Raw genomic sequence first — 8,125 nt, 5'->3', positions numbered from 1 at the left:
GGAAGAAAGTGGGTGGGTACCGGTCTAAACTCAGTCAGAGTGGCTCACCCATTTTCATCTAAGGCGGGTCGGCCCCTCGGGCCGGTCGGAACTCGCAATGACGAGCAAGCTACCCGAGCTTCAGCCCCGTCGCCGCCTCGAGCTCGGCGATCGCCTGCGCTGCGCTGGTGACCTTGATCGTGGTCATGCCCATCTCGCGCGCCGGCTTGAGATTGACGCCGAGGTCGTCGAGATAGACGCAAGCCCTCGGATCGACGCCGAGCGTCTCGACCATCATCTTGTAGATGCGCGGGTCGGGCTTGCGCAGCCCGATCTTGGCGGACTCGACGACGTGGTCGAACAACGCCATCACCTCGGCGACGTAGAACGAACGGCCGCCCATGCTGCCGATGGCATTGGCCGGCAGATTGTTGGTGATGCACCCGGTCTTGAACTGCTCGCCGATGCGCGTCAGGGCTTCGACCATCTCGGGCCGCAGGTCGCCCTGCAGCAGCGGCAGCACCTCACGCCCGCGAACCTCGGCGCCGAGCGCCAGCGACTCCGCAGCGAACAGCGCATCGAAGGTCTCCATGTCGACCTCGGCGCGCTCGAACTTCGCCCAGGCGTTCTCGAGATGATTGGCGGCGTTGGTGCGCCGGATGATGTCGACGGGCAGGCCGCGTTCCCTCTCGAAGCGCGCAAACGCCTCGAACGGCGACGTCGTCAACACGCCGCCAAAATCCCAGATCACCGCCTCGACCGCCACTATTCCGCCCTCGCTGATGTTGCGCCGGAACGGCTAGCACGCGATGGCGGCGCGGACCAGCCTGAACGGGCGCTTGGCTGACATCGGTTCAGGCGCTATTGCTTGGCGCTCATGAAGACATCGCTCGTCCCATTCCTCGCAACCGCGCTGCTGGCAACGCCCGCCCGGGCCATCGTCGGTGGCGGCACGCCGCAGACCGAGGGCGCAGCGCGCGCCGTCGTCACCATCGTCGGCTCGCGCGGCAATTTCTGCACCGGCAGCCTCATCGCGCCGAAGCTCGTGCTCACGGTGGCGCATTGCGTGCAGCCGGGAGCGGACTACAAGGTCGTCGACAATGGTCTGGACGGCAAACCGCAACTGCTCGGCGTCCGCGCGGTCGCGATCCATCCCGGCTTCAATATGCAGGCCATGCAGTCCCATCGCGCCACCGCCGATGTGGCGCTGCTGCAGCTGGAAATTCCACTCAAAGGAAAATCGTCGTTGCCGGTCGGCTTGCCGCAGGTCCCGATCCAGGTCGGCAGCCGCTTCATCATCGTCGGGATCGGCGTCACGGTTCGCGGCGACGGCCGAAGCGGCGGCGTGACACGGGTCGCCGGCCTCGTCGCCACGGGGCGGCCCGGCACGCTGCAGATTCGCCTGGTCGACCCCGTCACCGGCGGCGTTCGCGACGGAATCGGCGCCTGTACGGGCGATTCCGGCGGTCCTGTCATCGAGGACAAGCCGAATGGCGCCGTCATCGTCGGCCTGATCAGTTGGTCGACCGGACCGAACGGCAGCGCCGGCTGCGGCGGCTTGACCGGCGTTACGCCGCTGACGCTCTACCGCGACTGGATTTTGCAGACGGCGCGGCAATGGGGCGCGCCGTTGTGATTCCCGTCTGACTTGATCTATGTCATTTTGAGAGAGCGGCCGCGGGGGTGACCATGCGGGCCGTTGCGGAGGAAACCGTGCCGTCCAGTCAAGGGCGGCCGCAAAAGCAAAGAACCAACGATGAATGTCGCCGTACGAACTGCGCCCACTGCCAGGCAGGCCACCGAACATTTCGACGTCCTGATCGTCGGCGCCGGCATTTCCGGCATCGGCAGCGCCTATCACCTCACCAAACAGTTGCCGGGCACGAGTTTCGTCATCCTGGAGACGAAAGACGGTTTTGGCGGCACCTGGATCACGCACCGCTATCCCGGCATCCGCTCCGACAGCGACCTTCACACTTTCGGCTATCGCTTCAAGCCGTGGGTCGGACCGCCGATCGCCACCGCGGAAGAGATCCTCTCCTACATGAAGGAGGTGATCGACGAGAACGATCTCGGCAAGCACATCCGCTACAAGCACAAGATCAACGCTGCGACCTGGTCGAGCGAGACGAATCTCTGGACCATCGAGGCCGTCACCACCGACACCGGCGAGCGCAAGACCTTCACCGCGAACTTCCTCTGGATGTGCCAGGGCTACTACCGCCACTCCGAGGGCTATACGCCCGAATGGAAGGGCATGGAGACGTTCAAGGGACGGATCGTCCATCCGCAGACCTGGCCCGACGATCTCGATCTCACGAACAAGAAGGTCGTCGTGATCGGCTCGGGCGCGACCGCGGCGACGCTGTTGCCGGCGATCGCGGACAAATGCGCGCACGCCATCATGCTGCAGCGCTCGCCGACCTATTTCCGGATCGGCCGCAATGCCATCGAGATCGCAGAGGAGCTGCGCCGCCTGCAGGTCGACGAAGCCTGGATCCACGAGATCGTCCGGCGCAAGATCCTGTTCGAGCAGGATGCGTTCACCAAGCTCTGTGTCGCCAAGCCGGAGGCGGTGAAGAAGGAACTGATCGGCCAGATCGCGGCGATCCTCGGTCCGGACTACGACGTCGAGACGCACTTCACGCCAAAGTATCGGCCGTGGCGCCAGCGCATCGCCTTCGTGCCCGATGCCGATCTGTTCAAGGGCATCGCCAGCGGCAAGGCGTCCGTCGTCACCGACGAGATCGAATGCTTCGTCGAGAAGGGCATCCAGCTCAAGTCCGGCAAGCTGCTGGAGGCCGACGTCATCGTCACCGCCACCGGCTTCAACCTCTGCACGCTCGGCGACATCGCCTTCACCATCGACGGCAAGCCGCTCGATTTCGGCGACACCGTCACCTATCGCGGCATGATGTTCACGGGCGTGCCGAATCTCGTCTGGGTGTTCGGCTATTTCCGCGCGAGCTGGACGCTGCGCGTCGACCTGGTCGCCGACTTCGTCTGCAATCTGCTCGCGCACATGAAGACGAAAGGCGCGAAGAAGGTCGAGGTCAAGCTGCGGCCCGAGGACCACAACATGCCGATCCTGCCCTGGATCGATCCGGAAAACTTCAACCCCGGCTACATGATGCGCAACATGCATCTGCTGCCCAAGCGCGGCGACAAGCCGGAATGGCAGCACAGCCAGGACTACTGGACCGAGAAGGATCAGATTCCGAAGACCAATCTCGACGACGCCGCGTTCGTGTACGAGTGAGGGGCGAAGGCCGAACTCCAGGGAGTGGTCGTGGGGCAGAGCGGGCAACCATGATCCGGCGTGGTCCGCGATTGCGACCGTCGAGGGTGAATTCTCGAACGTGACCCGGTCCTGCGCCGGCAAGGGCGCCGTCCGCTACGCGTGGTCGTCACGGCCTGCGCGGCTGCTGCGGCGGTGGTTTGCGCGGCGGACGCGGGGCGGTGGGGACACCGCTCATCTTGTTGGCGGCTTCGCTGATGTCCGCCAGAGTGCGGCGGCCTTCTTCCAGGAAGCTTGCCGATTTCTTCTTCATCCTGTCGGCCATCTCGCGCAGCGACTTCACCTTCTCGAACAGCTCGTCGGCCTTGCCGTCGGCAAAGCCCGGCAGCGCACCCTCGATCTTGCTCACTACGCTGTCGAAGCCCGAAAATCCCTTTTCCACCTTGGCCATGACGGCGTCGATGGCCTCGCCCTTGCCTTTCAGGTCGGCCGTGTAGTGCTCGAACGAGCGCAAGCCGTCCTTGATCGCCGCCTCGTTGCTGACGATCATGCGGTCGACGCCATGCAGGGTCTCGACGATCGATTCGGCGTCGCTGAGGTCGGCGGTCAGTACGGGAACGCCGTCCGCGTCGAGTGGCACCGGCGGGGCGGACGGAGCGCCGCCGATCAGCGAGATCGCGGCGACGCCGGTCAGCCCCTGGAATTCGATGCCGGCGACCGTGTCCTTGCGGATCGGCGCGGTGTTGTCGAGCATGACGAGCGCGACGATCTTGCGGGGAGTGTCGAGATGGATCGACAGGATCTGTCCGGCCGGGACGCCGTCGAAATTCACCGGACCGCCCTTGCGCAGGCCGCTTGCGGAACCGCCCTCGAAGACGACGCGCAAGGGGCTGCGCTGCTGGCTCGAGCGCAGCTTCTGCACCGTGAGCATGCCGGCGAACGCCACGGCGATCGCTGCCAGCGTCACCGTCCCGATCACCAGATTGCTCTTCCGTGCCATCGCCATTCCAGCCCGCGACCCCACGTCTTGCGGAATCGCGGACCGACTTTATGGGCAAAGCACGGCGAGTGGAAGGCGATCAGTGGCCTGTGATCAGTGGCCTGCCGCCCGCCTTGCCGCGGCGTTGTTCAGCACGATGAGGGCGTCCACCGCCACGCCGGTCCTGGCGTTGATCAGGAAAGGATTGATGTCGATCGAGGCGATGCGGTCGCCGGCATCCGCCATCAGGTTGGAGAGGCCGACCAGCGCCTTGACGGCGGAGGCCTCGTGCAGCGCCGGCTTGCCGCGATAGCCGCGCATCTTGACCCCGGCCTTGGTGCGGCCGATCAGCGCCCGCGCCTCCGCCGCATCGAGCGGCGCGCCGGCCAGCGCCACGTCCTTCATCAGCTCGATGTCGATACCGCCGGTGCCGAACAGCACCACCGGCCCCATCTCCGCATCGAGCGACGTGCCGACCACGAGCTCGAGGTCGGCCTTGACCTGCTGGGCGATCAAGATGCCGTCGAGCTTCGGCTTGTGCTTCAGCTTCCTCACCCGCGCGGTGATGTCGCCGAACGCCTTCTTCACCTCGGCCGCGCTGTTGAGATCGAGCACCACGCCGCCGATGTCGGATTTGTGCAAAATCTCGGCGCTGACCACCTTTGCGACGACGGGGAAGCCGATGCTCCTGGCGATCTTCGCCGCTTCCGCCGCGGTTTGCGCGACGCCTTCCCGGGAGATCGGGATGCCATAGGCCTTCAACAGTTTCTTGGAGGCGACTTCGTCGAGCGCGGCGCCGCTCGCCGCCTTCAGCGTCCTTTCCAGCACCGCGCGCGCGGACGGCTTCGAGCTCGCGACGATGTCGGGCACCTCCTTGCGCAGCTTCGCGTAGTCGAGCAGCGACTTGATCGCGGTCACCGCTCGGTCCATGCCCTGCATGACCGCGAGATGCGGAAGCGATTTGCGCAAGGTCTTGGTGAATTCGGTGAAGCCGATCGACATTGCGCTGATGTAGATCACCGGCTTGGTGGCCCGGCTCGCCATCTCGTCGACGATGCGCAGGTTTCGCTCGCGCAATTCGTGTGGCGCTTTCGGCAGCTCGGCATCGACGATCACGACGTCGATGTCGGGGTCGTCGACCATCAGCTTGATCGACTTCATGTAGACGGATGGATCGACCACGGCGGCGAAGCCGGCATCGAGCGGGTTGCCGACGATCGAGCCCGGCCCCAGCATCCTGGCGAGCTCGGTGCTGGCGTGCTTGCCGAGCGGCGCAAAGTTCAGTCCGGCCGAATAGAAGGCGTCGATCAGGAGCCCGCGCTTGCCGCCCGACAGCGTCACCGCGGCGAGCCGGTTGCCCTTCGGTACGGCGGCGTGGACGAAGCACTCGGTGGTCTCGATCAGCTCGTCGAGCCCGCGCGCGCGGATCACGCCTTCGCGGGTCGCGATCGCATCAAAAGTCTCGATGGAGCCCGCGAGCGCGCCGGTATGGGCCATCGCCGCGGCGCGCCCGCCCTCGGAGGCGCCGAGCTTGAGCGCGATCACGGGTTTCGAGGCCGCGCGCGCGGCTTTGCAGGCGTCGCGAAACGCTTTGGTGTTCCGCACGCCCTCGAGATAGACGACGATGACCCGGATGCTCGGATCGGCGGCGAAATAGCGCATCAGGTCGGGCGTCTCGAGTCCGGCCTCGTTGCCCGTCGTCACCATGTAGCCGACGCCGACGCCCCGATCCTCCAGCGCCTGGCGGATCGCCATGACGATGGCGCCGGATTGCCCGGCGACCGCCACGGAACCCTGCTCCATGGTCACCACGCGGTCATCGATGTTGGTGAAGAGTTTTTCGCCGGCGCTGAGATTGCCGAGGCAGTTCGGCCCGGTCACCGCGAGCCCGGTCTCGCGCACCGCCTGCTGCAGCTCGACGGCGAGCCGCTGGCTCTCCTCGTCCTGCAATTCGCTGAAGCCCGAGGTGACGATGGTGGCCGAGCGTGCGCCGGCGGCGGCCGCGTCGCGGATCACTTGCACCGCGAAACGTGCCGGCACCAGCACCAGCACGTGGTCGGGCTGCTCCGGAAGGCCGGCAAAATCCTTGTAGCAGGGAACGCCCCAGATCGTCTCGCGCCGGGCGTTGATCGGGTAGAGCCCGCCTGCGTACCCGTACTTGACGAGATTGTTCCAGATGCGCTCGGCATAGTTGCCGGGCTTGTCGGTCGCGCCGACCAGCACGATGTTGCGCGGGTGCAGCATCGCGTGAATGCCCTTGACGACGTCGTCGGCGTCGGGATTCGGGGACCATGGACGCTTCGAGGCGGATGCAGCGGTCACCTGAGCTTCCATGACGTCGTCCTCACCTTTGCTCTTGCCGGCCGCGTTATGTCTCGCAGCGCTCGCTCATTTGTACGGAGAGTTCGACAGGGTGGCAACCGGGGGCGGCCGGACCGGCCCTGTCCCACACGCGCTTGCGCCAGAACATGGTTTCCTGCGGGATGTCGTCGGCCTATCGCAGGGTCTTGCCGCGATGGCGACAATCGTGCCGCGGGGTCAGATCTCCCGGGGACGGGGAGGAGCGGCAATTCCGGCGAGTAGCACGGCCAAAATGCCGGTGAGGAAGATGCCGTCGAACGTCCCGGCTCCGCCGATCGAGGCAACCGGGGCGCCGAGGCTGCCGATCCTGTCGAGGTTGAGGAGGTCGGCCCCGATCAGGGTGCCCATCGAGCCGCCAATATAGGCAAGCGGTGCGGCGTAGTCCCGCGACAGCAGGAACGCAAGGATCGCGGTGACGACGACGGGAACGAACACCGGCACGGCAATGCCGACCCCTTGCACCGGCGTCGCCATCATGTGGATGATGAAGGCGATCGCGGCCACGGCGATGGATGCCTTGAGCCAGAGCTGGTAGCGCAGCACGAGATAGCTCGACATCAGGGTCGGGATCACGGCGCCGCCGACATTGACCGCCAGCACCGTGCCCGGCCATTGCGTCACCAGCGGCACGACGTAGCGCATGCCGAAGAAGTCGACGATCTCGCCGGAGTGCACGAGCTTTGCCGGCAGCACGGCGATCGGGATGTTGAAATAGCTGCCGATCAGCGAGCCGAACAGCAGTAGCAGGGCCGCACCCGGCCCGAGGCCGAGCCGCTCGTAGGCATAGCGCAGGATGCGGAGCTGGATCAGGATGATTAGCCCGGCCGCGAGCAGTACCAGGATCGAGAACAGGCCGGGCGTGATCGGCAGGTATTGGACTTGTGCGTGCATGCTCGCTGGACCGGTTGAGCGGGGTGATGCCGGGCAGCATCTCACGGGATGCCGTCGATGACAAACCTAGCCGCCGGTTCCGATCAGCGTGGCATGCAGGACGTACCGTTCGGGACCCGGCGTGAGCGCGTCAAACGGCCAGCATGTCGAGAGCGCCAGCTCATGGCCCTGGGTCGCGGGATCGATGCCCGAGGCGTCGAAGCGCACGACGGAGGAATGGTCGGCGCGATAGCGGAACTGCCGGCCGTCGCCCCGCGTGACGTCGATCTCGTCGCCCACCACAACGTCGCGCAGGAAGCGGAAATGCGTGTCGCGATGCGCCGCATAGACCGCGACCCCGCGTTCGCCGGCCTCGGCCGTCCGCTCCAGATGGCCGGGGCCGAAGGCGAGCGCCTGTCCGCTGCTGCCGGCGAGCGCGATGGCGCTGGCGCCGATGCGCTTCACCTCGATCCGCGCGACCGGCCAGGTGTCGGCCCAGGACCACGGTTTCGTCGGGCGCCCGCTTCGGATGCTTTCGGCAAACGCGCGCTCCAGCAGCGCCTGCGCCAGCCACGCCTTGGCGTGGATGTAGACGCCCTGCCCGAACAGCAGGGCGCCGAGAAGCGCGAGAGCGAGGGAAGGGATGAGGCGAGGCATATTTGCGACACTCCCGTCATTACCGTCCCGAATTCTCGGGA

7 protein-coding genes are annotated in these 8,125 nt (G+C 66.0%); 2 read left to right on the top strand and 5 right to left on the bottom strand.

Features of this window, described 5'->3' with window-relative positions; all coding sequences use genetic code 11:
* Positions 1-109: 109 nt before the first annotated feature.
* On the bottom strand, positions 110-745 hold the full coding sequence (locus KGM94_RS21230) for an HAD-IA family hydrolase (RefSeq protein WP_300263790.1): 636 nt from the start codon (positions 743-745) through the stop codon (positions 110-112).
* A 111-nt stretch (positions 746-856) separates the two neighbouring features.
* Here KGM94_RS21230 and KGM94_RS21225 point away from each other — a divergent pair, with 111 nt between their 5' ends.
* Positions 857-1,615: a trypsin-like serine protease gene (locus tag KGM94_RS21225; RefSeq protein ID WP_300263787.1), complete on the top strand. Its 759-nt coding sequence runs from the start codon at positions 857-859 to the stop codon at positions 1,613-1,615.
* 120 nt (positions 1,616-1,735) lie between these two features.
* Positions 1,736-3,238 carry an NAD(P)/FAD-dependent oxidoreductase gene (locus tag KGM94_RS21220; protein ID WP_300263785.1) on the top strand — a complete coding sequence of 501 codons (1,503 nt, stop codon included), beginning with the start codon at positions 1,736-1,738 and terminating at the stop codon, positions 3,236-3,238.
* Positions 3,239-3,386: 148 nt separating this feature from the next.
* On the opposite strand, the gene KGM94_RS21215 is transcribed toward KGM94_RS21220, so the two are convergent.
* From KGM94_RS21215 to KGM94_RS21200, 4 genes are all read right to left on the bottom strand, one after another.
* Positions 3,387-4,217, bottom strand: a complete 831-nt coding sequence (locus KGM94_RS21215) for an MlaD family protein (RefSeq protein ID WP_300263783.1) — start codon at positions 4,215-4,217, stop codon at positions 3,387-3,389.
* Between the two features lie 93 nt (positions 4,218-4,310).
* A complete protein-coding gene (locus KGM94_RS21210) occupies positions 4,311-6,530 on the bottom strand; it encodes an acetate--CoA ligase family protein (protein WP_300263781.1) in 2,220 nt (739 codons plus the stop codon).
* Between the two features lie 204 nt (positions 6,531-6,734).
* Positions 6,735-7,448: a DUF1614 domain-containing protein gene (locus tag KGM94_RS21205; protein WP_300263780.1), complete on the bottom strand. Its 714-nt coding sequence runs from the start codon at positions 7,446-7,448 to the stop codon at positions 6,735-6,737.
* A 66-nt stretch (positions 7,449-7,514) separates the two neighbouring features.
* Positions 7,515-8,084 carry a class GN sortase gene (locus tag KGM94_RS21200; RefSeq protein ID WP_300263778.1) on the bottom strand — a complete coding sequence of 190 codons (570 nt, stop codon included), beginning with the start codon at positions 8,082-8,084 and terminating at the stop codon, positions 7,515-7,517.
* Between the last annotated feature and the right edge of the window lie 41 nt (positions 8,085-8,125).

The organism is Bradyrhizobium sp., assembly GCF_028868675.1.
GTDB lineage: Bacteria > Pseudomonadota > Alphaproteobacteria > Rhizobiales > Xanthobacteraceae > Bradyrhizobium.
This window is presented reverse-complemented; position numbering and strand designations above follow the sequence as displayed.